Source organism: Nonomuraea sp. NPDC049309 (genome assembly GCF_043196965.1).
Classification (GTDB): Bacteria; Actinomycetota; Actinomycetes; order Streptosporangiales; family Streptosporangiaceae; genus Nonomuraea; species Nonomuraea fastidiosa.
On the sequence record NZ_JBICSH010000002.1, the window covers coordinates 15,513 to 38,749 of the forward strand.

The window sequence follows — 23,237 nt, forward strand, 5'->3', positions numbered from 1 at the left end:
CGCGGGCATTAGACTCTGGCAATCCGTGTGCCCCTCGAAGGAACGGGATTATGTCTTCTGGGTATGACCGTGTAGTGCAACCGGCGGCCGGTGACGAGGCCCTGGAGAACCACCTGGGTGGGGACGAGGCCAAGAACTACCGGCAGTACGAGTTCGACATGGTCGCCCCGTACGTCGGGCGTTCGATGCTGGAGATCGGCTCGGGCCTGGGGCACTTCGCCGAGCAGTTCCTGCCGCGGCTCGACCGGCTCGTGGTCAGCGACTTCGACCCCTACTGCGTCGAGCAGCTCGAAAAGCGGTTCGCCGCCCGCGACGACGTCGAGGTCCTGCAGTTCGGCCTGCCGACCGACATCCCGCTGCAGGACAAGGTCGACACGGTCGTCATGATGAACGTCCTGGAGCACATCGAGGACGACGCCGAGGCGCTGCGCTCGCTGGCGCGGGTGACGCTGCCGGGCGGGCGCATCGTCATCTGGGTGCCCGGCTACATGCAGCTGTACGGCGACTTCGACCGCAAGGTGGGCCACGTGCAGCGCTACACGCCGAAGACGCTGGCCACCACGGTCGCCAAGGCCGGGCTCGACGTCGAGGTGCTCAAGCCGATCAACTTCCTGGGCGGCATCGCCTGGTGGGTCGCGGTGCGCCGGGGCGGCGTCGGCTACCCCGACCCCCGGCTGGTGAAGATCTACGACCGCACGGTGGTGCCGATGACGCGGCTGATCGAGCGGTTCGTACGCCCGCCGTTCGGCCAGACGGTGTTCTGCGTGGCCCGCGTGCCCGTCCCGAAGAGCTGAGCCGAGACGTCAGGCCGCCCCCTTTCGGGTGCCCTGGGGCGGCCTGGCGGGTCTACTTGATGGAGCCGGCGGTCAGGCCGCCGACCACCTTCCGCTCGATGAGAGCGAACAGGATGATCACCGGGATGGTGGCGATCACCGAACCGGCGAACAGGTTCTGCCAGTCCACCTGGTACTGCCCGATGAACGAGTTGAGCGCCACGGGCAGCGGCTGGTTCTCGGGGCTCGTGGTGAGCGTGAGCGCGACCACGAACTCGTTCCACGCGGCGATGAACGTGAAGATCAGCGCGGTGATGACGCCGGGCATGGCCAGCGGCAGCGTGATCCGGAACAGCGCGCCGAAGCGGCCGTTGCCGTCGATGAACGCCGCCTCTTCCAGCTCGCGCGGGATCGAGGAGAAGTAGGCGTTCAGGATCCACACCGCGAAGGCGAGGTTGAACCCGCCGTTGACGAGGATCAGCGCCCAGATCGAGTCCACCAGCCCGAACTGGAAGAACTCGCGGTAGATGCCTACCACCATGGCGGTGGGCTGGAACATCTGCGTGATGAGCACGAGGATCAGGAACGCGGTGCGGCCGCGGAAGCGGTGGCGCGCGGTGTAGTACGCGGCGGGCAGCGCGACGAGCAGCACGAGCAGCGTCGCACCGGCGGCCACCTTGATCGTCACCCAGAGGTTCCCGGCCAGGCCGCTGCCCCAGAACCCGGTGAGGTTGCTCCACACCCATTCCTCGGGCCAGAACGTCACATCGCGCAGCGACTCCTGCGAGCGCAGCGAGGTCAGCAGCATGACCACGTACGGGAACAGGAAGATGAACGCGACGACGTACGCGGTGGCCGCGATGAGGACGGTCTTGAGGCGCGGCACGCTGTTCGGCCCGCGTACGGTGCGGGTCTGGGCGCGCCGCTCGACCGGGGCCGGCGCGGTCTCGACGGCCATCACGCCACCTCCCTGTTCCACCGCGACACCCGCAGGAAGATCACGGTGAGCACGATGACCATGCCGAAGTTGACCACGGACATGGCGGCGGACTCGCCGATGTCGGAGCCCTTGAGGATGTACATGAAGATCGTCGAGGTGGCGGTGGAGTAGCCGGGCTGCCCGTGTGTCATGGCCCAGATGATCGGGAAGCTGTTGAAGACGTTCATGACGTTGATCAGCGTGGCCACGGTGAGCGCGGGGCGCAGCAGCGGCAGCGTGATCGACCAGTACGTCCGCAGCCGTCCTGCTCCGTCCATCTTGGCGGCCTCGTAGACGTCCGCCGGGATGGTGGCCAGGCCGGCGAGCAGCGCGTACGTGGTGAACGGCACCGACACGAACACCGCGACGAAGATCAGCCACGGCATGGCGGTCGAGGCGTCACCGAGCTGGTCGGCCGAGGCCCCGCCCATCGCGTCGATCAGCCCGAGTTTCAGCCGGATCTGGTTGATCACGCCGACCTCTGGGTCGAGCATCCATTTGAAGATGATCGCGGTCATCAGCACCGAGGCGGCCCACGGCGCGATGAGCGCCCAGCGGGCGACCTTGCGCAGTGGGAAGCGCTGGTTGAACAGCTGGGCCAGGGCGAGCGAGACCAGCACGGTGAGCGCGACGACCGCGACCACCCAGATGACGCTGCGGACCATGATGTCCGCGAAGTCCTTCTCGGCGAAGAGCTTGTCGTAGTTCGCGAACCCGGCGGAGCCGCGTACCACGCCCAGACGGCTGATCTCGAGGAACGACGACCTGATCATCTCGATCACGGGCCAGAGCACGACCAGGGCGATCAGCACGATGGCGGGCCCGACCCATGCGAGGGGTTCGAGGGCGCGCAACCTTCTCATCAGTCACCTTTCCAGGACGGTACGGCCGGCGACGCGCCGGCCGTACCGTGTCCTGCTGGATCAGCCCGCGGCCGACTCGGCGGTCTTCTGCAGCTCACCGAGGACCTTGGCGGGGTCGTCCTTGACGGCGCCGCCGATGGTCTGCTTGATGGCCGGGTTCACCTCGGCCCACGCGGGGTCCTGGAAGGGGTAGAAGCTGGCGTTGGGCAGGGCGTCGAGGAACGGCTTGAGCTTCTCGTCGCCGGACAGCTTCTGGATGCCGCTGTTGGTGACGGGCAGCAGTTTGTAGGTGTCGGAGATCTTCTGCGCGGCGTCGCCGGTGAAGAAGAAGTCGAAGAACTTCTTGATCTCGGCGGCGTGGCCGTTCTTGTTGAACGCCATGATCCAGTCCATGACGCCGAGCGTGGTGTCGAGCGGGCCGTTCTTGCCCGGGATGGGCGCGACGCCGTAGTTCTTCAGCCCGGCCGCGTCGAAGATCGGGATGGACATGGGGCCGCCGTTGACCATGCCGACCTTGCCCGCGCCGAAGTCCTCCCAGACCGTCTTGCGGTCCTTGGTGCCCGGGTTGGGGGTGGTCAGGCCGGCGTCGACCAGGCCCTTGAGGTAGGTGAACGTCTCGACGTTCTGCGGGGAGTCGATCGCCCACTTGCCGGAGTCGTCCTTGTAGCCGCCGCCGTTGCCCAGCATCCACAGGAACGACTCGGCCTGGGCCTCCTCCTGGCCGAGCGGCAGGCCGAACGGCTGGGTGACGCCGACGGCCTTGAGCTTCTCGGCGGCGGCCTTCAGCTCGTCCCAGGTTTTCGGCGGCTCGGCGATCTTGGCCTTGTCGAACAGGTCCTTGTTGTAGAACAGCGCGCGGGCCGAGGAGACGAACGGGATGCCGTACGCGGTGCCGTCCACCTTCCCGAACTCGGCGAACTTCTCCAGCAGGTCGCCGGAGACCTCGGGCGACAGGACCTCGTCCACCTTGTAGAGCAGGCCGTCCTTGACGAAGCCCGAGTAGTCGCCGGTCTGCAGGATGTCGGGCACCTGACCGTTCTGGATCATGGTGGCGACCTGCTTGTCGATGTCGTTCCAGTTGATGACCTGGACGTCGACCTTGATGTTCGGGTTGGCCGCCTGGAACTCGTCCACGACGCCCTTCCAGAAGTTCTCGCCCGAGTTCGGCTTGCCGGGACCGTCGCCGTAGTCGGCGGCGACCATCTTCAGCGTGACCTGGCCGTCGCTCGCCTGGGAGTCGCCTCCTCCGCCGTCGGCGCCGCCACCGCAACTGGACAGGACCAGCATGGTCGCGATGCCGAGAGCGGCGCCGCCCACAAGCTTGATGTTCACTGCAGATACCGCCTTCTCGTCCTACTCGCCGGACGGGTCCGGCTGGTCCGTACCAGTTCGGCCGGCCCAGCCCAGGGGGATGTGGCACGCGAGTCACGGCTTGCCCGCGTTTTGCGTCAGCGTAAGCCTGAGATGAGCGGCCGGTCTATACCGGTCCGTCTCGTTTTTGCAACACCTGACGAAAGCCCGGATCACAACCGGTCTAGACCGGATGTCAGGAGATCTTCCTCCGGACGCTCTCACCGCCCTCCGGCACGCCGATCCACGGACCCTCGATCGACGGGTCGAGGATGCCCTCCTCCAGGAACGTGTAGCGGCCGTCCAGCACGTACCCGGCCAGGCGCACGTCCTGACCGTCGGTGTTGTCCCAGAGCCTGGCGAACAGCGAGTCCACCCGGCGTCGTGCCTGGTGGCAGAAGGTGTCGGCGAGCTCGTACGGCCGCCGCCCCAGGTCCCGCGCGTCCTCCTCGGCCTTGAGGCAGGCGGCGGTCATGGCGTACAGCTCGGCCCCGATGTCGACGATGCGGCCGAGGAACGACTGCTTGTGCTCCAGGCCGCCCTGCCAGCGGGACATGCCGTAGAAGGTGGACCTGGCCAGCTTCCTGCTGGTCCGCTCCACGAAGCGCAGGTGGGCGGCGAGCGGGCCGAACTCGGCGTACGAGGTGGGCAGGTTGCCCGTACCGGCGACCAGGGTGGGCAGCCACGTGGCATAGAACCGGCCGGCCCTGCGCAGCGCCTGGGCGCGCTCGTGGCGTCCGGCGTCCGGGTTGATCAGCTCGCCGGCGGCGGTCAGGTGAGCGTCCACCGCCTCCCTGGTGATGGCCAGGCGCATGATCTCGGACGAGCCCTCGAAGATGCGGTTGATGCGGGAGTCGCGCAGCATCTGCTCGGCGGGCACGCCGCGCTCGCCCCGCGCGGCCAGCGACGCGGCCGTCTCGTAGCCGCGCCCGCCGCGCATCTGGACCAGCTCGTCGAGCACCCGGTAGGCGAGCTCCGATGCGTACAGCTTGGCCAGCGCCGCCTCGATCCTGATGTCGTTGCGCCGGTCGTCGGCGAGCCTGCTGGTCAGCTCGCAGACGGCCTCCAGAGCGTACGCACTGGCCGCGATGAACGCGATCTTGGTGGCGACGGCCTCGTGCCGGCCGACCGGGCGGCCCCACTGCACGCGCTCGCTCCCCCACTCGCGGGCGATCTTGACCGCCCACTTGGCGTTGCCCGCGCACGTGGCGGGCAGGGAGAGGCGGCCGGTGTTGAGCGTGGTGAGCGCGATCTTGAGTCCTTCGCCCTCCTTGCCGATGAGGTTCCTGGCCGGCACCCTGACCTGGTCGAACACGGTGACGCCGTTCTCGATGCCGCGCAGGCCCATGAACTCGTTGCGCCGCTTGACCGTGATGCCCGGCGTGCCGGCCTCGACGACGAACGCGCTGATCTTCTCGCCGGTCCTGGCCATGACCACCAGCAGGTCGGCGATGACGCCGTTGGTCGTCCACAGCTTGACGCCGTCGATGACGTACTCGTCGCCGTCGCGCACGGCGGTGGTGGCAAGGCGCGCGGGGTCGGAGCCGACGTCGGGCTCGGTCAGCAGGAACGCGGAGATCTCCCCCGCCGCACACCTCGGCAGGAACTCGCGCTTCTGCTCCTCGGTGCCGAACAGCTTGAGCGGCTGCGGCACGCCGATCGACTGGTGCGCCGACAGCAGCGTGGCCAGCGCCGGGCAGTAGGAGCCGACCAGCATCAGGGCGCGGCAGTAGTACAGGTACGGCAGGCCCAGCCCGCCGTACTCCTCCTTGATCGTGATGCCGAACGCGCCGAGCCGCGCCAGCCCCTTGACCACGTCGTCGGGCACCTGCGCGGTGCGCTCGATGAGCTGGGGATCGACGTGCGCGCCGAGGAAGCGGCGCAGCGACCTGACGAACTCCTCGCCGCGCTTGGCCGCGTCGTCGGGCGGCGCGGGAGCCGGATGCACCAGGTCCAGCCGATAGTCGCCGAGGAAGAGCCGCCTGGCGAAGCTGGGGCGGGTCCACTCCTTCTCGCGTGCCTGCTCGCCGACTTCCCGGGACTCCGCGTACTTGGCGTGCTCGGTCATGGCACCTCCGGACGTCGCGCCGTTCTGTGCTCATGGGTACTGCCCGCCGTCATGGCACCCTGTCGCCGTTATAGCCCGATTCGGCGGGATCGGCGAGCATTCAGCCGCCTGCGGGCCGCCGGGCATGTCGACCGGCCGGGCCGGCACCGGTGCGCGCAGCGCGGAGCATGCCCGCCCAGGCCGGCGCGGAGCCGCCGCCCGCGCCGTGAACGCGGCGGAGGTAGGATCCTGAACTTCTTGTGAATCACCGGTGAAGGGGGCCTCCGGGTGTCATTGCCGTCTCCTGAGCAGGATCGGCTCTATTTCGACCACGTCCTGCGGCAGACCGAGGAGGCCACGCGTCACCTCCGCACCGCGAAGCAGCTCATCGACCAGGTACGCGGCACCGGCGCGGGCGCCGACGGGCTGATCCAGGTCACGGCGGGCGCGGGCGGCGTCCTGAGCGGCGTCGACCTGAACCCGCGCCTGCTGCGCCTGTCCCCTGCGGTCATCGGCCGCGAGCTGACCAAGGCGATCCAGCAGGCTCAAGACGACGCGGCGCGGCGCTCGCAGGAGATCCTCGACGGCGTCGCCCCGCAGGTCGCGGCCCTGCCGGAGCCGCTGGACGAGGCCTTCGTCCGGCGGCGTGTGGACGCGGCGATGCGTGATCTGGAGGGGTGAGAGCGGGGATGTTCGGCTACGAGATCGACAAGAGCGACATCCGTCACCAGGACGTCGATCGCGCCACCGAGCAGGCCGCGCGGGCCGAGGCCGCGCTCGCCGGCGCGGACGGGCTGCTGGACGAGCTGACCGGCACGGGACGGGCGAAGGGCGTGACCGCCACCGTGGACGCCGAGGGCCGGGTGATGAAGATCACGCTCGGGCCGCAGGCGCTGCGCGAGGGCACCGCCGGGCTGCGCGAGGCGGTGTTCGCCGCCGTGGGAGCGGCCCAGGATGACGCCAGGGTGCAGGGCGAAGAGCTGCTGCGCGAGCACTTCCGGCAGGCCGTGCCCGGCATCGCCCTCGACCCGGCCGAGCTTCAGCGGCGACTTGTTCGCTTTCTTCAATAAACGCCCCATAAGTCGTATTGCGCCACTAAGGTCGCACCCATGCATTACGGGGTTGAAATCGCCAAGGAGGCGTACACAGAGCAGGCAAAGCGCCTGCAGACCCACGGGGACGACTATGTGGCGGCGGTCGAGAGGCTGCGCGAGCGCGGGGGCAGGTGGGGCGACGACGGCCTCTTCGCCGCCATCGAAATGGCCTGGGTGGACTGCCGCCAGGCGATGCTGGAGGCCGTACCCGGGCTCGGCGGCCACATCGGAGAGGTGAGCGAGGGCATGCGGCTCGTCCCGCGCAACGTCACGGCCGCCGAGCAGGCCGGCGCCATGGATCCGGCGGCATGGCGATAACGCTTCCTCCACAGCTCGACGCGACATTGGAGCTGGCGGGCATCTGGTTCCCCAACATCAACGAGGACGAGATCCACGCCGACGCCGACGCCGCCCGCATCGTGCAGGCGCACGCCGCGCGAGCGGGCGGCGAAGCCGACACCACCGTACGCGGCGCCACCGCGATCCACCGGGGCGACTCCGCCGTCGCGCTGCAGAGCGCGTGGAACGCCGCCGACAACTCCACCGGGCACCTGGCGCAGGCCGCCGCGGCGACGCGGGTCGCCCCCGCGGCGCTCGACGGCCTGGGCTACGTGGTGACCGGCACCAAGATCGCGATCGGCTCGATCGCGGCCATCGGCACCGTACGGATGCTGTACTCCGCGCTCGCCGGCGGGCCGCTGGGCGGGTTCACCGCGACCGCGACCCTGCTCGCGATCAGGCGGGCGGGCACCAAGGTGCTGCGCGAGGCGGCCGAGGGCACCGGACGGCAGCTCGCGCCCGCCCTGACCAGGCGGGCCACCGCGCCGCTGCGCGACATCCTGGCCCGGCTCCGGCCGCCGGGCGCACCCGGTGCCCCGGCGCTCGCCGGCGCGGGCGGACGGCTTCCCGGCGCCCGCGTCCCGCTCTCGGGCAAAGGACTCGACGGCAAGCCTGGCATCCTCCAGATGGGCCGCAGGAACCGCGGCGGAGGCGGAGGCGGCAGACGCGGGGGCGACGGCGGCCGGCGCGGAGGCGGCGGCACCAACTACGATCCGAACGCCCCGGCCACCTTCGACGAGCGTGCGGGACGCATGCACGGCAAATTGCCGTCACGCAGCGACATCGACAAGCTGACCCCTGAGGAAGCGGCCGAGCTGGCGAAGGATTACGAGAAAAGCGTCAACACGCGGGATCTCAACCAAAAGCTCTACGGCAACGAGGCCGGGCACGATGCCCGGCTGGATCAGGAGAAGAGGATCCTGGGGTGGCTCAGGAACAAGAAATGACCCGGCGATAAGAGGACGTGACGCCACATGCATGCACACGTAGGCGACGACCTGATGGCGCGCCTCCTCGCCCACCCCGCCGACGAAGAGCTCCGGGGACGGATCGCCAACGACCTGCTCAACGAGCTGTTCGACGGCTACCCGGTCGAGAAGCTGCGCGCCCTGCTGCACAGCGGCGACGACGACACCGTCCAGACCGGGGCGTGGCTGCTGTCGGAGCTGGGTGGAAGCGCGGCGTCGCTGCTGGACGAGGTCCCCGCGCTGCTCGCCCATCCGCGCCGCCAGGTGCGCTTCTTCGCCGTCGAGTTCGTGCTGCTCGCCGCCGAGGAGCCGGAGGACGCGCCGGTCCTCGCCCAGGCCATCACGCTGAGCCGCGACCCCGACGCCGCCGTCCGGTGGAAGGTCCTGCACTTCCTGGCGATGGCCTCGACCGAGCAGCTCATGGCCGGGCTGTCGCAGCTCACCGATCCCGAGCTCCGGCGGCACACGGAGGCGCTGATCGCCGCCGACACCGGCGAGCCCGACCCCGGGGAGGTGGTGGCCGGTCTGGCCGGCGACGACCCGGTGGCCCGGCTGTTCGCGGCGGCGATCGCGACCCGCATGGCCGAGGACGACCCGGCGCTGCTGCGCCACGCCGCCAGGTCACGCGACGAGCAGATCAAGACGTTCGCGCAGTGGCAGCTCGACCAGCTGGAGGAGTAGCGTCCGCGCGAGCCGCCACCGTCGTGGCGGCTCGCTCACGAACATCTCGCCGCGGGCACCTCGCCGCGGGCACCTCGCCCACGGGCTCCTCCCCTACGGACAGCTCGCCCACGGGCTCCTCCCCTACGGACACCTCGCCCACGAACACCTCGCCGACGAACACTGAGCACCGGCACGGACGGCTCACACGCTCACAGACACCGGGCACCGGCACCGACGGCTCACACGCTCGCGGGCGCGGGGCGGCGGGGGACGGCGGCGTAGCTGATGGCGAGAGCGCCGAGGCTGAGCGCGGCGGCGGCCAGGCCGAGCCAGCGCAGCCCGTCCACCGCCACCAGGCCGCCGCCCAGCGCCGACCCGGCCGCGATGCCGATGTTGAACGCGCACACGTTCACCGACGTCGCGAGCATCGGAGCCTGACCGGCCTGCCGGAGCAGCAGGCTCTGCAGCGCGGGCGTGGTGGCCGAGGTCAGCACGCCCAGCGCCAGCACCACCACGACGGCGGTGCCCGCCCACGGCACGGCGAACGGGAACACGGCCAGCACCACCGCCAGTCCGATGAACGTGCCGCGCACCGTGCCCGCGAGCGAACGGTCCGCGAGCCGCCCGGCCACCAGTCCGCCGGCCAGGCTGCCCGCCCCGTAGACGAGCAGCAGCGTCGAGACCGCGCCGGGCCCGAGGCCGGTGATGCCGGTCAGCGCCGGCGCGAGGTAGGTGAAGACGGTCGAGGTCGCGGCCAGGCCGACCGCCGTGGTGGCGATCACGACCAGCACCCGGCGGCCCAGCACCGTGGCGATCTCCTCGCGCACGCTCGTGGCCGGCGCGTCCTGGCGGGGCAGCGCGGCGGCCAGCGCTCCGGTGACGACGAGCGCCAGCGCGGCCAGCACCGCGAACGGCGTCCGCCACCCCGCACCCTCCCCCAGCAGCACGCCGAGCGGCACGCCCAGCAGCGTCGCGGCGGAGAAGCCGGCGGCGACGGCGGCGATCGCGGTGCCCGCACGGTCCGGCGCGACCACCCGGGTGACCATCATCAGCGCCACGGTCAAGAAGGCCGCGTGGCTGAGCGAGGCGACCACCCGCCCGGCGATCAGCACCTCGTACGACCCCGCCGCCGCGCATATCGCGTTCCCTGCGGCGAACAGCACCAGCAACCCCAGCGCCAGCCCTTTGCGCGGCAAACGGACGGTCGCGATCGTCATCAGCGGCCCGCCGATCACGACGCCGAGCGCGTACGCCGTCACCGCCTGACCCGCCGTGGAGACGGAGACTCCCAGGTCGGTGGCCATCTGCGGGAGTAATCCCGCGATCAGATACTCGGACGTGCCGACCACGAACACGCTCGTCATGAGCACGGCCGGCACCAGCAGGCTTCTTCTCATGCGAGGACGCTAAGGTCTCACATGGATGTCAGAGTCAAGTCGTCGCGAGGGAGAGCACATGCGGATCGGCGAGCTCGTCCGGCGCACCGGCGTACACGAGCGGCTGCTGCGCTACTACGAGGAGCAGGGACTGCTGCGGCCCGAGCGCTCGCCCAACGGCTACCGGGAGTACACCGAGGCTCACGTCGAGACCGTGCGCCGCATCCGCTGCCTGCTCGCCGCCGGGCTGGGCACGTCCGCCATCGCCGCCGTGCTGCCCTGCCTGGACTCCGACGGCGAGCGCCTGGCTCCCACCTGCTCCGACGTGCTGGGGCAGCTACGCGCCGAGCGGGACAGGATCGACCGCGCGATGGAGGCGCTGCGCGAGTCCCGCGAAGCCCTCGACCGCGTCATCTCAGCGGGACTGCACAAAACGACGGCCTGACGCGGCGAAACGCGGCTGCGCAAGATGACGGCCTGACGCGGCGAGACGCCGGGTCCGGCGTGACGGAACCGCGCCGCCTTTCCGGCATCCGCATAGATCGGTCACACCGGCCCCGTTGTCCGGCATGGCGGATAAATCGGTTGCACCGGCTCCTGGCGCACCCATACCGTCATGGACATGCGCCTTTACCTGTGATTCGCGCCCGACGCGACCCGTCCCCCGTCCACCTTGTGACGCGGCGCTGACGTCGCCCACCGGCTCTTGATCTCGTGTCGATCCGTCCAACCCGATCGATCACGTCGAGCCGCGTTGCCGAATTACGTAAAGGAGCCTCTCATGCGCGCTCGCGCCACCAAGCAGAACCGCCCGCACCTGCCCGTCGTCCGCCCCATGCCCAAGATGCCGAAGCGGCCGATCATGCCGCCGCGCCGCATCCCGCCCAAGGGGCGATAACAGCCGACTACCGGGATGGGTGGTGAGAAGCGGGCGCCGCCTCCTCTGTTACGCCTGGAGGCGGCGCCCGCACCACGCCCGAAGCGGCTCAAAGCCGTTCGATGATCGTGACGTTGGCCTGGCCGCCGCCCTCGCACATCGTCTGCAGGCCGTAACGGCCGCCGGTGCGCTCCAGCTCGTGCAGCAGCTTCGTCATGAGGATCGCGCCCGTGCCGCCGAGCGGGTGGCCGAGCGCGATCGCGCCGCCGTTGGGGTTGACCTTGGCCGGGTCGGCGCCCAGCTCGTGCATCCAGGCCAGCGGCACCGGGGCGAACGCCTCGTTGATCTCCACCACGTCGATGTCGTCGATCGACATGCCGGCCTTCTTCAGCGCCCGCCGCGTGGCGGGGATCGGCGCGGTCAGCATGTAGACCGGGTCGTCTCCCATGAGCGCGAGCTGGTGGATGCGGGCCCTCGGGGTCAGGCCGTGGTCGCGTACGGCCTGCTCGGAGGCGATGAGCACGGCGCCGGAGCCGTCGGAGATCTGCGAGGAGGTGGCGGCGGTGATCTGGCCGCCCTCCTTGAGGGTCTTGAGCGCGGCCATCTTCTCCAGCGTCGTGTCGGGCCGCGGGCCCTCGTCGTCCTCGACGCCGTTGATCGGCTCGATCTGCTCCTTGAAGTAGCCGTTGGCGATGGCCTTGGCGGCACGCTGGTGGGATTCGAGCGCGTACCGTTCGAGGACGTCGCGGGTGAAGCCCCACTTCTCGCACATCAGCTCGGCACCGCGGAACTGCGAGATCTCCTGCTTGCCGTAACGCTCGACCCACTTGTCGCCGAACGGGAACGGCATGCCCATGTCGAGCGCCGCCTTGATCGAGGAGCCCATGGGCACGATGCTCATCGACTCGACGCCGCCCGCCACGACGAGGTCCTGCGTACCGGAGAGCACGCCCTGCGCGGCGAAGTGGATGGCCTGCTGCGAGGAGCCGCACTGCCGGTCGATGGTGACGCCCGGAGTCGTCTCGGGGAGCCCGGCCGAGAGCCACGCGTTGCGCGCGATGTCCATGCTCTGCGGGCCGAACTGCATGACGCACCCCAGGATGACGTCCTCGACCGCCTCGGGGTCGACGCCGGTGCGGTCGATCAGCGCCTTGAGGGTGTGCGCGGCCAGGTCAGTGGGGTGGACGGTGGACAGGCCACCCTTCTTCTTGCCGACCGGGGTGCGGACCGCCCCGACGATGTACGCCTCTGCCACAGTGCCTCCTGAGAACCGAGCATTATTCGGTTACTAGAGGCAGCGTACAACAGAATCTCATTCGGAAGCAGGTCGCTCCGGGGCCACGAGATCCTCCGCCGCGTCGATCCTGAACCGCCACCGGTCCACCGCGATGCCGTTGAGAGACTCCGCCAGCTCCAGCGCCAGCGCGCCCAGCTTGACCGGCTCGGCGCCGCGCAGCTCGATCGCCGTCAGCTCGGCGGCGAACGGCAGCAGCTCCTCCGCCGCCGGCGGCTGCCCCGCCTGCGGCACCAGCACCGCCTTGATGTCGCCCGCCGTGAACGCCGGGCCGTCCTCCTCCTGCTCCAGGTGCGGCGACAGCTCCTCGGGCGCCGGACGCACGGGGAGGATCACCGCGGGACCGCCCTCGTCATCGTCGGCGGGGTCGCTCACCTCGCCCCGGCAGATCGCGAGCCCGCCCAGCCGGAACGCCAGGCCCTCGGCGAGATAGCGGTCGAAATAGTTGAGCGGCAGCGGCCCCTCCGCGGCCACCCGCACCGCCCACACCTTCTCCAGCACCCCGCCCGTCAGCTCGGGCTCGGCCTCGACCGGCGCGTGCACCCGCACGTCGGTCGCCACGATGTCATCGCCGTCGAGCCGGGCCTTCGGGTCGGCGAGCCGGACCAGCCGCAGCAGCTCCGCCTGAGCCGGTTTCGCGGGAACGGCCGCCGTCGGGCCAGTTCGCAGTCTCCGCTTCGCCATCCAGCCCATACCAGCCTCCGCGCTCAGCTTCGATAGGAGCTCGTCATCGTCGCGTAGACGATCAGGTTGTCGGTGTAGTGCCCGGTGGTGCGATCGTAGGTGCCACTGCAGGTGATCAGGTGGAGCTGCGCGTTCTGCTGGCCGCCATAGACGCGCTGGGTCGGGAACGTCTTCTTGTTCGCCTGCTCCACGCCACCGACGGTGAACACCGCGGTCGTCTTGTCCTGGCGTCTGACCTCGATGGTATCGCCGTTCCTGATCTCCTTCAGCCTGGCGAAGACCGCAGGACCCGTACGCGTGTCCACGTGCCCGAGAAGCACGGCGGGACCCGCCTCACCCGGCGTGGACATGTTGCGATACCAGCCCACAAGGTTGGGATTGTCCGGTGGCGGCACCTCGATCGTGCCGTTCTTCCGCAGGCCCACCGACGTGATCGGCGCGTTGATGCCGAGCCGCTTGACCACGATCCGCACCGGCGTCGAAGGCAGCATCGGCGGGGCCGGGTTGATCTGCGGCAACGGAGGCGGCACGTTCGCCGGCGCCTGGAAGTACGCCTGCTCCTGCTCGGCGGTGGTCTTCGGCTGCGCCTGCACGTCAAGGCTGTCACGGCTGCTCTGCAGGCCGTACTCGGCAGGGGAACGCAGCACGATCAGCAGACCGGCCACGACCGTGGCGACCCCGGCGATCGCCGCCACGATCAGCACCGCCCTCAGCGCCACGCTGCCCTTGTTCCCCGGAGGAGGGACCGGAGCCTGGGCACCGCCGTACGGGTAGTAGCCGGACACCGCCGATCAGCTCCTGATCGAACGCCGGCGCAGCACCAGCCCGCCGACCCCGGCCGCCGCCACCAGCGCGGTGCCCGTCAGGATGAACAGCCGACCGTCAGGCCCGGCCATGCCGCCCGCACCGGTGTCCGCGCCCGCCTTGGGGGTCTGCGAGTTCCTGGTGGGGGTGCTGGTCGAACGGGTGGCGCTCGGCGTGATCGTCACCGTCGCGGTGTGCGTCTGCGTCGGACGCGGCGTGGTCGTGGTCGGGCTCGGGCTCGGGCTCGGGCTCGCCGTCGGGCTCGTGGTGCCGTTGCCGACCGTGAACGTGTAGGACTTCAGGTCATCATCGTTCTGAACCGTGCACTCGATCATCGGGGTGTTGCCCGTGCGGCTGTCCGCGCCAAAGTTGACCTTCGATGGCTTCACCGTGACCGTGCCCGTCGAACTGGCAGTGGCCTTGAGGTCGATGGCCGTGGTGGGAAGCGGAATCGGGCTGTTGGCCGTGATCGTGCCCGTCGAGCCTTCGCCCGTTGCGGAGCTCAGGCCCGTAATGCCGCTCAAAGACGCATAAGCGAAGATCTTCGGGCTGAGCGTCTGCCCGCTGGGGGCCTTCAGCTCCTTGCCCGTCGTGTAGGTGCCCTTCCACTTGATCGCGAACTGCTGGTTGACGCTCGCCGAGGTGGGCATGGTCAGCTCCACCTTGATCTCGACATCCTGCGTGTCGGTCGTCTCCGGACCGACACACCTGTACTCGACGACGTCGGTACCGGTCCCGCCGTTGTTGCTGCCCGTCTGGACAGGGATCGAGGTTTCGGTAGGCGTCGCGGAGACGTAGGTGCAGGTCGTCTGTTCCCCGGCCACGGTGATGATCACCGGCGCGTTGCCCACCTCCAAGACGAGGTTGCCGCCCGCCGTCGCGGTCACGTTGACCGTGCCGGTCATCTTGGGAGGGGTATACGAGCCGTTGGCGCTGACAGGCGTTGTGACCGTGCCGTTTCCCGAACCCTTCACCGTCGCGGGAGTGCCGCCTGTCACGGAGAGGTCACCGCCGCTGGTGGTGACTACGGCATTGGCGGCGATCGCCTTGGTAGCGGTCAATGAGGAGAAGGTCCACTCGATCGTCGCCGTCTTAGACGGCTCCACCGACGTGGGAGGAGTCGCGGTTAAAACCATCGAGTTACTGCTCAGGTAACCGCCCGAGCAGGTATAGGTCATCTTCAGCGGCTCTGCTGCGGCGGCCTCAGCCGGTGACGACAGCGCAAAAACCGAGCCGACAAAGACTGCGAGTGTGCCTGCAAGCCCCAATGCGGACGTCTTCTGGGCGAGGCGGCGCCCCACCTGGGACATAAGCACGGGTCCTTCTCCGTTTCACAGCGGTGTCAACAGTCGTGCCAGAATTCCAGCCGTTGGTCACGGTCAGGTTGAGATCCTACGAACTGTGTCCGTCAACTTCCCGTAAACCGGCAAATCCACCGTAACTTTCCCAGACTCACCCCTTCTTCTTGGACAGCGTGGCGTACACCACGATGTTGTCCGTGTAGTGGTGGGTCGTCTTGTTGTAAACCCCACCGCAGGTGATGAGCCTGAGCTGGGCGTCCTTGGTGTTGCCGTAGACGCGCTTGGTCGGGAACGCGTTCTTGCTGGCCTGCTCGATGCCGCTGACCGTGAAGCGGGTGACCTTGCCGTCCGACCGGTACACGTAGATGTGGTCGCCCTTGGCGAGCTCGCGCAGGCGGTCGAAGACGGCGGGGCCCTTGCGGGTGGTGACGTGGCCGTTGATGATCGCGGGGCCGGCCTCGCCGGGGACCGGCGAGTACTTGTACCAGCCGGTCCTGTTGGGCTGGGTGAGCGGCGGGGTGCCGAGAGCGCCCTTCTTGTCCAGGGTGACCGCGCCGATCGGGGCGTTCACCTTGATTTTGGGGATCTTGATGCGGGTCGGCCGCACCAGAGCGGCCTTGGTCTTGGCCTTGGGCTTCGGGATGGCCGGGACGACCGGCGCGGCCGCCGGCGGAGGCGGCGCGTCCAGGCGGGCCGGGGTCAGCGGCTGGTTCTTGCCGCCGGGCCCGACGGTCGGCGGGAGCACGAACGCCCCCGCGTTCTGCATCTCCACCGTCGTCGGCTCCGCCTGCGCCTGCGCCGCCACGCGCGGCTCTGAGCCGTCGTCCACCGGCGGCACGAGCGACAGCAGGGTCACCATGACCAGGCCGACGCCGCCGAGCGAACCGGCGACGAGCAGGCCGGGCATCGCCCGCTGCATCGGGGTCTTCTGCTCGGTCATCGCTTACGCACCTCCCGCGTGCGCGGCCCGCCGCCGGCGCAGCAGCAGCCCGCCACCGGCGCTGCCCGCCACGACGACCATCCCGGTGGCCAGCAGGGCGTACGGCGGCCGGTCACCCTCGTCGGGGGCCACGCCGGTCTCCACACCGCCGCTGGGGGTCTTGGCGACCTGAGCGCGGTAGTACCTGGTCGCGGTCGGGCCGGTGCTCGTCGGGGTGGACGAGGTGCTGCTCGACGCCTGCGGCACCACCCGCACGTGCTCGCCGATGGTCCCGACGTCGTTGTCGCCACCGTTTTGGCCCGGGTCGCTCGGGTCCGGGTCCTTGGGGTCCTCGCCGGGGTCGCTGGGCTCGTCGCTGGGGTCGTCGGACGGGTCGTCCGGCGGGTTCGTGGTGGGACCGGGGACGTTGACGTCGATGGCGCCGGGGTCGCCCACCAGGTCGCAGGTGGCCTGCCCGTACTCGGGCGGCTCGGTGATGCCGCTGGTGGTCACCTGGAAGGCGTCCAGGTAGGCGCGCTTGTCCTCGACGTTGATGACCTCGATCCAGTGCGGGCCGTAGTCCAGCTGCGGCGAGGTCCAGAGCACCTGCTGGGTCTCGGTGCCGGTCATCGGGTTGCCGGCGCGGTCTTTGCCCGGCTCGACCTCTCCCTCGGTGACGTGCTGGCCGTCGATGAGCACCCTGACCGGGCCCAGGTCCTTCTCGCGCCGGGCGATGTAGGCGACCTTCGTGCCGACGAAGTCCAGCCGCGCCTTGGCGTTCGCCTGCCTGGTCACCTGGATGTCGCTCTTGTAGTCGTCGTACTCGTTGCCGGTGTAGCGCTTGCGCCACGTGCCTTCGTACTTGACCTCGGGCACCGAGTTGTTGACCATCGTCTCGCCCTCGGCGGGGGTGAAGCGGACGGTCAGTTTGCCGGGCTTGAAGCGGATGTTCCCCGCGCGGGTGATCGAGGCGTCGTCGGAGAGCCCTTCCGGCAGGTCGAGGAAGTCGCCGGGCACCAGCGCGCCCTGCAGCCGGCCGCCCCTCGGCCGGAGCTGGCCGGACCAGGCGCCGCTGACGTCGACGGTGCCCTCCAGGTCGAGCGAGGAGCCTTCGGGGAAGAAGCCGGGCGAGCCGAACCGCTGCACGCTCGTGTACTTCAGGTCCCAGCGCACGTTCATGGTGCCCGACTCGATCTGCGGCGTCATGCGCGCTTCGAGATCGACGCCGGCACCGGCGATGCCGCCCGTGCAGTGGTACTTCATGACCAGCGAGGACTCGGCCTGGCCGGGAATCGTGGACGTGGCGACGTATGCCGCCGTTGCCGCTAAGCTCACCGATCCGGCGATCAAAACCTTGCGCCACCGACTCACGGAGACTCCGATCACCCACAAATAGACCGAGGGTAGATCTTATGGCGGCAAACATCGCAACACAGGCGGTTCTCCCCTTCTTCCAGCACTTGTGATGAACCCGTGTCCAGGTCCCCCTTAAGCCTGCGAAAGCGGGTATACGTGGCGGTAACAGAAGAGAATTCTGGCCTGGAGGCGTTCGATGGAGCGTGACCTCTTCGACGAGGAGCACCTGCTCTTCCGCGAGACCGTCCGCGAGTTCATGGCCCGCGAGGTCGTGCCGCACCACCCCCAGTGGGAGAAGGACGGCATCGTGCCCCGCGAGGTCTGGAAGAAGGCCGGGGAACTGGGCATGTTCGGCTTCTCGGTGCCGGAGGAGTACGGCGGCGCGGGCGTCGAGGACTTCCGCTACAACGCGATCATCGTCGAGGAGATCATGCGCAACGGCGCGACCGGCCTCGGCTTCTCGCTGCACAACGACGTCATGGCCCCGTACGTCGTCGGCCTGACGAACGATGAGCAGAAGCAGCGCTGGCTGCCCGGCTTCGCGAGCGGCGAGCTGATCACCGCGATCGCCATGACCGAGCCGGGCGCGGGCAGCGACCTTCAGGGCATCAGGACGACGGCGGTCCGCGACGGCGACCACTACGTGCTCAACGGGCAGAAGACGTTCATCACGAACGGCATCAACGCCGACCTCGTCGTCGTGGTGGCCAAGACCGACCCGGACAAGGGGGCGCGGGGCATCACGCTGCTCGTGGCCGAGCGGGGCATGGAGGGCTTCGCACGCGGCAGGAACTTGGACAAGGTCGGCATGAAGGCCCAGGACACGGCCGAGCTGTTCTTCGAGAACGTCCGCGTCCCCGTGGCCAACCGCCTCGGCCCCAAGGAGGGCGAGGGCTTCTTCCAGCTCATGAACAACCTGCCGCAGGAGCGCCTGTCGATCGCGGTGGCGGCGGTGGCCGCGGCGGAGGCGGTGCTGGAGCAGACGATCGAGTACTGCAGGACCCGCCAGGCGTTCGGCCGCAGCATCGGCTCGTTCCAGAACACCCGCTTCGTCCTGGCGGAGCTGGCCACCGAGACCGAGATCGCCCGCCACTACGTGGACAAGTGCATCCTCGCGCTGAACGCGGGCCGGCTGACCGCCGTGGACGCCGCCAAGGCCAAGTGGTGGACGACCGAGCTGCAGAACAAGGTCGTCGACCGCTGCCTGCAGCTGCACGGCGGGTACGGCTACATGACGGAGTACCCGGTCGCCAAGGCGTGGCTGGACAGCCGCGTCCAGACGATCTACGGCGGCACCACCGAGATCATGAAAGAGATCATCGGCAGATCCTTCCAATTCTGACGCCTTCAGCGCGGCGACCCTGATTCCGCCGCATACTGGACAGCATGGACAGCGGCCTGATCCTCCTGATCTTCCTGGCACTGCTGTTCGCCTGGGGCCTCAACCGCGTGCGCCGGGCGATCCGCCTCGGCCCCGTCGGCTACGCCGGTGTGATGATCGTGTTCATCCTGGTCATGCTGCTGCTCTGGGGCCAGACGAAGATCTGAGGATCGGCGGGCGCTCGGCCGCCCGCGGCGCTAGCCGCGCAGGATGACCTCGGCCACCAGCTCGGGGTCGTCGCTCATCGGCACGTGGCCGCAGCCCTTGAGCAGCTTCACCCGCTGCCCCGACCAGCGGGCCGCGCGTACGGCCTGGCGGCGCAGCAGCAGCCGGTCGTGCTCGCCCCACGCGATCGTGACGGGCGACTTGGGCGGGGCGGGCGGCATCAGCCCGGTGAACGACTCCAGCGTCTCGTCGAACCCGGCCGAGCGGGCCAGCGCCTCGGTGGCGGCGGTGAGGGCGGCGGGGTCGAGGCGGCCGGGGCGGGCGACCAGGACGCCGGCCGACACCGTACGCAGGTAGCGGCTCTCCGCCGTCCTGGCGAGCCGGTCAGCGGGCAGCGAGCGGGCCGTGGCCCGCAGCGCGCGCAGCACCGCCTGGCAGTAGAGCAGCTCGGGGCGGGACCAGAACCCGGCGGGAGACAGCGCGGTGGCCGAGCTCACGACGCCGCGCGAGGCCAGCTCGAGCGCGATGTAGCCGCCCAGCGAGTTGCCCGCGACGTGCGGCTCGCGTACGCCGAGCCGCGCGCAGAACGACTCGACCGCGTCCGCCAGCGACTCGGCGGTGTAGGGGACGCCGTCGGGCAGGCCGGGCGACGCGCCGAACCCGGGCAGGTCGAGCGCGATCACCGTACGGGCGGCGGCCAGCCGGTCGAGCACCGGCAGCCAGCCCTGCCAGTGGTGGCCGATGCCGTGGATGAGGATCAGCGGCGCGCCGGAGCCCCGTCGTTCGAAGGCCAGGTCCATTGCGCCAGTAGAACACTCACCTGCCGCGCGTGGGAATCTCGAACCAGACGGCTTTGCCTTCCCTGGTAGGACGCGAGCCCCAACGCCTGGCGAGCTGATCCACCAGGTAAAGGCCGCGCCCGCCCTCGTCGTTCTCCCCCGCGCTGCGGATGCGGGGCAGCCGCAGGTCCTGGTCGAACACCTCGACCCAGACCGACTCCGCGCCCCTGCGCAGCCGCAGCGTGAACTCCTTGTCGCCGACCTCCTCCTCTTCGAGGCCGGGGACGTCCCACGACTCCTCGAACGGCAGCGGCGGCCCCTCGACGACCAGCTCCCTGCGCGGCACGCCCGCGGCGGCGGCGTGCAGCACCACGTTGGTCACGACCTCGGAGACCAGCAGGCAGGCCAGCTCGGCCCGCTCTTCAGGGACGTTCCAGCTCGCGAAGGCCTCCGCGGCCATGCGCCGCGCCTCGCCGACCATGATCGGCTGGGCGGGGAAGGTGCGGGACTCGACGTCGAGATCGACGTCGCTGGAGCGGACCACGAGGATCGCCATGTCGTCGTCGATCTCGCCGGGCACCGCGACCGTGGCGGCGTCGGCGATGCGCTCGACCTCGGCGCCGGACAGCTTGGAGAGCTTCTCGCACAGGATGCCGAGCGTCTCCTCCTCGCTCGGCGAGGTGCCGTCGCGGCTGGGCCGGCGATCGACCAGGCCGTCGGTGTAGAGCAGCAGCGCAGCGCCCGGCGGGAGCGTGCGGGTCTCCTCCTTGTAGACGAGGTCGGCGTGCAGGCCCTTGGCGCGCACGCCGAGCGGCTGGCCGACCTCCTCGATCTCCAGCTCGCGGCACTCGCCGTCGACCAGCAGCAGCGGCGGCGCGTGCCCGGCGTTGGCGAACGACAGCTGCCGCGACCAGGCGTCGTAGACCAGGTATTGGCAGGTGACGATCGGCGGGATGCTGACCTCGCCGCCCTTGTCGTCCTGCTCGGGGGTGGCGATGATGCGGGTCCACTCGTCGAGCCTGGCCAGGATGTCGGCCGGCGACTTGTCGTCCTGGGCGAACGCCCGCAGCGCGGCCCTGAGCTGGCCCATGATGGCCGCCGCCTTGGCGCCTCTGCCCTCGACGTCGCCGATCACGATGCCGACGCGGCCGGCCGACAGCGGGATGACGTCGTACCAGTCGCCGCCGACCTGGGTCTGGATGCCCTGGCCGTGGGAGGCGAGCGGGGCGGCCGGGTAGTAGCGCACCGCGATCTGCAGGCCGTCGAGCTGCGGCAGCGCGCGCGGCAGCAGGTATTTCTGGAACGACTCGGCGGTGTGGCGCTCCTCTTCGAAGAGCAGCGCGTTGTCGATGGCGAGCGCGACCCGGGTGGCGATGGCGCCCACGAAGTCGCGGTCGAAGGCGTCGTAGTGGGGGCTGCGGCGGTCGGTGAGGTTGGACAGCCCGAGGTACATCAGGCCCAGCGTCTCGCCGCGCACCAGCAGCGGCGCCACGATGGCCGAGGTCATGCCGATCTCGCCGCACAGCCGCGCGCTGCCCTCATGGGGCGCGGGGTAGCGGCTGCGCGAGAAGTCCTCGACGAGGATCGTCTCCTGGCGGCGGAGCGCGGTGTCGGCGTAGTGGCCGGGGGGGTAGCGGATCTCCGCCCCCACCGGCTTCCATGTGCCCGACGGCGGCGTCCACCCCTGCACGTGCTGGGAGACCCGGCGGACCAGCCGGTCGCCCTCCATCAGCTCGATGAAGCAGTGGTCGGCGAACTGAGGCACCAGCATCTCGGCGACGCGCTTGAGCGTCTCCTCGACGTACAGCGAGCCGGCCAGCCGCTCGCCGATGCGCTCCAGCAGGCCGAAGCGGTCCTTCTCCCGCTCGTTGCTGCGCAGCGCCTCCCTGGCCGTCAGGACGATGCCCGTCACCTGCCCCGAGGGGTGGCGCAGCGGCACCGCCTGCGCGCGGACGTAGACGATCGTGCCGTCGGCGCGGCGCACGTCGAACGTGCCCTCCCAGACGCCGCCCTTGAGCACCTGTTTGGCCAGCTCGACGGCGACCGGGTGGTCCTTCTCCATGATCCCGAGGGACAGCGCGGACGAGTCACGCGAGGGCGACTTGTCCGGCGCGCCGAAAAGCTTTTCGGCGAACGGGTTCCAGTAGAGGAGATTGCTGAAACGGTCGGTGACGATGACCGCCATCTCGGCCTGGTCGAGCACGGCCCCGGCAGCCAGGTGATCGGCCGCTTCTTGTGACAGATCCCCCCAACGCTTCATCCGGAGACCACTCCTCGGGGTGGCGTGTCTGCACGACGGACCACGGGCACTCCTGCAACAGTCTTGGCCAGGGGAGAGTGGAGGGCCTCCCTAGAGGGATTCAACCAAGTAGCCGCGCGCGCGTCAGCGCTTGGAGACAAAAACGTGCGCGGCGATATCGCGGGGAAGTTCCGCAGGAGTTTCGTTCGCGTCACCGTCACCTGTCACCCGTACACCGTCGTCGCTCGCCGCGAGCGTCACCTCGCGTCCGGGTTGTATCCCAACTTGCTTGAGTTTAAGCATCGCAGCGGGATCGCTTTGCACTTGTTCGCTGATTCGGCGCACGACGACGGCCGTATCGCCGTTGGCGGCGAGCTCGCTCATCGTGGTGAGCGCGTCGTCGCCCGTGTCGGCGGGCTCGCGGGCGCCCAGCTCGGCCAGGCCGGGGATCGGGTTGCCGTGCGGGCAGACGGTCGGGTTGTCGAGCAGCGTCACGAGCCGCGTCTCGACGGACTCGGACATGACGTGCTCCCAGCGGCACGCCTCGATGTGCACCTCTTCCCAGGGCAGCCCGATGACCTGGGTGAGCAGGCATTCGGCGAGGCGGTGCTTGCGCATCACGCGGGTGGCGAGCGTGCGTCCCAGCTCGGTCATCGCGAGGTGACGGTCACCTTCGACGCGGACCAGCCCGTCGCGCTCCATGCGGGCGACGGTCTGGCTGACGGTGGGGCCGCTCTGCTGAAGACGTTCTGCGATGCGGGCCCGGAGGGGGACGATGCCCTCTTCTTCGAGCTCGTAAATCGTGCGGAGATACATCTCCGTGGTATCGATCAGGCCGTGTGCGGTCAAGGCTCCTCCCAACTGCATGGTACGCCGTTCGACGTGGGGACTGAGCCCGTCGAACTCGGGCGCAGAAGTCACACGAACCCTAAGGGGGGAACGGCCGGGGACGGTTGAGAAAGCAAACAATTGAGCGGCCGGGTTCG

General features: G+C 69.7%; 23 protein-coding genes. 9 read left to right on the top strand and 14 right to left on the bottom strand.

Going from position 1 to position 23,237, the window contains the following annotated elements:
* Positions 1 to 50 precede the first annotated feature (50 nt).
* Positions 51 to 794, top strand: a complete 744-nt coding sequence (locus ACGFIM_RS13735; protein WP_393199819.1) for a class I SAM-dependent methyltransferase — start codon at positions 51 to 53, stop codon at positions 792 to 794.
* Between the two features lie 52 nt (positions 795 to 846).
* On the opposite strand, the gene ACGFIM_RS13740 is transcribed toward ACGFIM_RS13735, so the two are convergent.
* The 4 genes from ACGFIM_RS13740 to ACGFIM_RS13755 form a co-directional block, all read right to left on the bottom strand.
* Complete coding sequence (locus ACGFIM_RS13740; protein ID WP_393199821.1) at positions 847 to 1,731, bottom strand: carbohydrate ABC transporter permease; 885 nt, start codon at positions 1,729 to 1,731, stop codon at positions 847 to 849.
* Positions 1,731 to 2,615 (bottom strand): carbohydrate ABC transporter permease, encoded by an 885-nt coding sequence (locus ACGFIM_RS13745; protein WP_393199823.1) that lies wholly within the window; start codon positions 2,613 to 2,615, stop codon positions 1,731 to 1,733. The genes ACGFIM_RS13740 and ACGFIM_RS13745 overlap by 1 nt, the downstream gene beginning before the upstream one ends.
* A gap of 60 nt (positions 2,616 to 2,675) precedes the next feature.
* Positions 2,676 to 3,947 (bottom strand): extracellular solute-binding protein, encoded by a 1,272-nt coding sequence (locus ACGFIM_RS13750; RefSeq protein WP_393199825.1) that lies wholly within the window; start codon positions 3,945 to 3,947, stop codon positions 2,676 to 2,678.
* Between the two features lie 214 nt (positions 3,948 to 4,161).
* Entirely contained in the window at positions 4,162 to 6,033 is a 1,872-nt protein-coding gene (locus ACGFIM_RS13755; protein WP_393199827.1) for an acyl-CoA dehydrogenase family protein, read from the bottom strand.
* Positions 6,034 to 6,300: 267 nt separating this feature from the next.
* On the opposite strand from ACGFIM_RS13755, the gene ACGFIM_RS13760 reads away from it, so the two are divergent.
* Genes ACGFIM_RS13760 through ACGFIM_RS13780 form a run of 5 tightly spaced genes read left to right on the top strand, consistent with a single transcriptional unit; the run spans position 6,301 to position 9,094 of the window.
* Positions 6,301 to 6,693 (top strand): YbaB/EbfC family nucleoid-associated protein, encoded by a 393-nt coding sequence (locus tag ACGFIM_RS13760; RefSeq protein ID WP_393199829.1) that lies wholly within the window; start codon positions 6,301 to 6,303, stop codon positions 6,691 to 6,693.
* Positions 6,690 to 7,082 carry a YbaB/EbfC family nucleoid-associated protein gene (locus ACGFIM_RS13765; protein ID WP_393199831.1) on the top strand — a complete coding sequence of 131 codons (393 nt, stop codon included), beginning with the start codon at positions 6,690 to 6,692 and terminating at the stop codon, positions 7,080 to 7,082. The genes ACGFIM_RS13760 and ACGFIM_RS13765 overlap by 4 nt, the downstream gene beginning before the upstream one ends.
* Before the next feature lie 39 nt (positions 7,083 to 7,121).
* On the top strand, positions 7,122 to 7,424 hold the full coding sequence (locus ACGFIM_RS13770; protein WP_393199833.1) for a hypothetical protein: 303 nt from the start codon (positions 7,122 to 7,124) through the stop codon (positions 7,422 to 7,424).
* Positions 7,415 to 8,392 carry a hypothetical protein gene (locus tag ACGFIM_RS13775; RefSeq protein WP_393199835.1) on the top strand — a complete coding sequence of 326 codons (978 nt, stop codon included), beginning with the start codon at positions 7,415 to 7,417 and terminating at the stop codon, positions 8,390 to 8,392. The genes ACGFIM_RS13770 and ACGFIM_RS13775 overlap by 10 nt, the downstream gene beginning before the upstream one ends.
* Before the next feature lie 27 nt (positions 8,393 to 8,419).
* A complete protein-coding gene (locus tag ACGFIM_RS13780) occupies positions 8,420 to 9,094 on the top strand; it encodes a hypothetical protein (protein ID WP_393199837.1) in 675 nt (224 codons plus the stop codon).
* A gap of 221 nt (positions 9,095 to 9,315) precedes the next feature.
* Here ACGFIM_RS13780 and ACGFIM_RS13785 read toward each other — a convergent pair whose 3' ends face one another.
* Positions 9,316 to 10,473, bottom strand: coding sequence for an MFS transporter (locus ACGFIM_RS13785; protein ID WP_393199839.1), 1,158 nt, complete (start codon positions 10,471 to 10,473; stop codon positions 9,316 to 9,318).
* Positions 10,474 to 10,531: 58 nt separating this feature from the next.
* On the opposite strand from ACGFIM_RS13785, the gene ACGFIM_RS13790 reads away from it, so the two are divergent.
* On the top strand, positions 10,532 to 10,897 hold the full coding sequence (locus ACGFIM_RS13790; protein ID WP_393199841.1) for a MerR family transcriptional regulator: 366 nt from the start codon (positions 10,532 to 10,534) through the stop codon (positions 10,895 to 10,897).
* Positions 10,898 to 11,438: 541 nt separating this feature from the next.
* Here ACGFIM_RS13790 and ACGFIM_RS13795 read toward each other — a convergent pair.
* The 6 genes from ACGFIM_RS13795 to ACGFIM_RS13820 all read right to left on the bottom strand — a co-directional run bounded on the left by ACGFIM_RS13795 (position 11,439) and on the right by ACGFIM_RS13820 (position 17,666).
* Positions 11,439 to 12,584 carry an acetyl-CoA C-acetyltransferase gene (locus ACGFIM_RS13795; RefSeq protein ID WP_393199843.1) on the bottom strand — a complete coding sequence of 382 codons (1,146 nt, stop codon included), beginning with the start codon at positions 12,582 to 12,584 and terminating at the stop codon, positions 11,439 to 11,441.
* 57 nt (positions 12,585 to 12,641) lie between these two features.
* Complete coding sequence (locus tag ACGFIM_RS13800; RefSeq protein ID WP_393199844.1) at positions 12,642 to 13,307, bottom strand: hypothetical protein; 666 nt, start codon at positions 13,305 to 13,307, stop codon at positions 12,642 to 12,644.
* Between the two features lie 23 nt (positions 13,308 to 13,330).
* A complete protein-coding gene (locus ACGFIM_RS13805) occupies positions 13,331 to 14,092 on the bottom strand; it encodes a class F sortase (RefSeq protein ID WP_393199846.1) in 762 nt (253 codons plus the stop codon).
* A gap of 6 nt (positions 14,093 to 14,098) precedes the next feature.
* On the bottom strand, positions 14,099 to 15,421 hold the full coding sequence (locus ACGFIM_RS13810) for a hypothetical protein (protein WP_393199849.1): 1,323 nt from the start codon (positions 15,419 to 15,421) through the stop codon (positions 14,099 to 14,101).
* 142 nt (positions 15,422 to 15,563) lie between these two features.
* Positions 15,564 to 16,352 carry a class F sortase gene (locus ACGFIM_RS13815; RefSeq protein ID WP_393199851.1) on the bottom strand — a complete coding sequence of 263 codons (789 nt, stop codon included), beginning with the start codon at positions 16,350 to 16,352 and terminating at the stop codon, positions 15,564 to 15,566.
* 3 nt (positions 16,353 to 16,355) lie between these two features.
* Positions 16,356 to 17,666, bottom strand: coding sequence for a hypothetical protein (locus tag ACGFIM_RS13820; RefSeq protein WP_393199853.1), 1,311 nt, complete (start codon positions 17,664 to 17,666; stop codon positions 16,356 to 16,358).
* Positions 17,667 to 17,883: 217 nt separating this feature from the next.
* On the opposite strand from ACGFIM_RS13820, the gene ACGFIM_RS13825 reads away from it, so the two are divergent.
* Positions 17,884 to 19,029, top strand: a complete 1,146-nt coding sequence (locus tag ACGFIM_RS13825; RefSeq protein ID WP_393199855.1) for an acyl-CoA dehydrogenase family protein — start codon at positions 17,884 to 17,886, stop codon at positions 19,027 to 19,029.
* A gap of 44 nt (positions 19,030 to 19,073) precedes the next feature.
* Complete coding sequence (locus ACGFIM_RS13830; protein ID WP_364068758.1) at positions 19,074 to 19,235, top strand: hypothetical protein; 162 nt, start codon at positions 19,074 to 19,076, stop codon at positions 19,233 to 19,235.
* A gap of 30 nt (positions 19,236 to 19,265) precedes the next feature.
* Here ACGFIM_RS13830 and ACGFIM_RS13835 read toward each other — a convergent pair whose 3' ends face one another.
* The 3 genes from ACGFIM_RS13835 to ACGFIM_RS13845 all read right to left on the bottom strand — a co-directional run bounded on the left by ACGFIM_RS13835 (position 19,266) and on the right by ACGFIM_RS13845 (position 23,100).
* A complete protein-coding gene (locus ACGFIM_RS13835) occupies positions 19,266 to 20,033 on the bottom strand; it encodes an alpha/beta fold hydrolase (RefSeq protein WP_393199858.1) in 768 nt (255 codons plus the stop codon).
* Between the two features lie 16 nt (positions 20,034 to 20,049).
* A complete protein-coding gene (locus ACGFIM_RS13840; protein ID WP_393199860.1) occupies positions 20,050 to 22,272 on the bottom strand; it encodes a SpoIIE family protein phosphatase in 2,223 nt (740 codons plus the stop codon).
* A gap of 123 nt (positions 22,273 to 22,395) precedes the next feature.
* Complete coding sequence (locus ACGFIM_RS13845) at positions 22,396 to 23,100, bottom strand: metal-dependent transcriptional regulator (protein WP_393199862.1); 705 nt, start codon at positions 23,098 to 23,100, stop codon at positions 22,396 to 22,398.
* Between the last annotated feature and the right edge of the window lie 137 nt (positions 23,101 to 23,237).